General features: G+C 57.5%; 1 protein-coding gene. It reads right to left on the reverse strand.

Going from position 1 to position 782, the window contains the following annotated elements; all coding sequences use genetic code 11:
• Positions 1-782: RagB/SusD family nutrient uptake outer membrane protein (locus FEM33_RS02160; RefSeq protein ID WP_139010480.1), on the reverse strand; the 782-nt coding region annotated here is incomplete at both ends.

Below are 782 nucleotides of genomic sequence, written 5' to 3' on the forward strand. Positions count from 1 at the left end.
TCCTTCATCGACTTGCCCGGCTTGAACTTGCCCAGTACGGTGATGTAGGTCAACGGCCTTCCAAGTGTTTCCTTGGCGATCATCCAGCGGCGTGCATCATGGTAACGCTGCTCTTCATAGGCCATCTCGATCCTTTTCTCATGACGGTATGCTTCCCGGAGCGCAGCACCTGTCGCCTTCAAAGCCGGCATCCCTGAACGGAACCGGATCCGGTTCAGCCACAGCAATGCCTCTGCATCTTCTCCCAGCTCAATGCTGGCCTCCACGTAGTTGAACACCGCTTCGGTCACCCGGAAGAACGGCCAAGGAATGTTCTGGCGGTCTGTGTTGTCGACCAGGTCCGGGTTGGGGTCAATGAACTTGCGCATGTAATAGCCCGTGCGGCTTCCGTTCCAGTCCTCAATCGAGCTGCTGCGGGTATCGAGTCCCTTGCGGTTGATCAAAGCCCCTTTGTCGTCCAGCAGGTCGTAAGCGCCGGTCTGGATCTGGTTGGCAGGGTCTACATTGCCCGAGATCTTGTTGCGCGGCTTCCAGGGTGCGGCATCATAGAGCACCGTCGCATAGAAACGCGGGTCACGGTTGACGTAAGGGTTGGCTTTCTCAACGGGGTTGGTCCAGTTGAAAGGCGTTCCGTCCATCATCTCGTAGTCATCCACCAGAAGGCCGATCGGCGTGTTGCCTGCCCAGTTGTGGTAGCCGTTCGGACCGTTGTTCAATCCGGTCTGGCGAGCGCCTTCACTTAAACTCGGCGTAAAGTAGCGGCCGAAGATGATCTCGCTGCC

Source organism: Dyadobacter flavalbus (genome assembly GCF_006149045.1).
Classification (GTDB): Bacteria; Bacteroidota; Bacteroidia; order Cytophagales; family Spirosomataceae; genus Dyadobacter; species Dyadobacter flavalbus.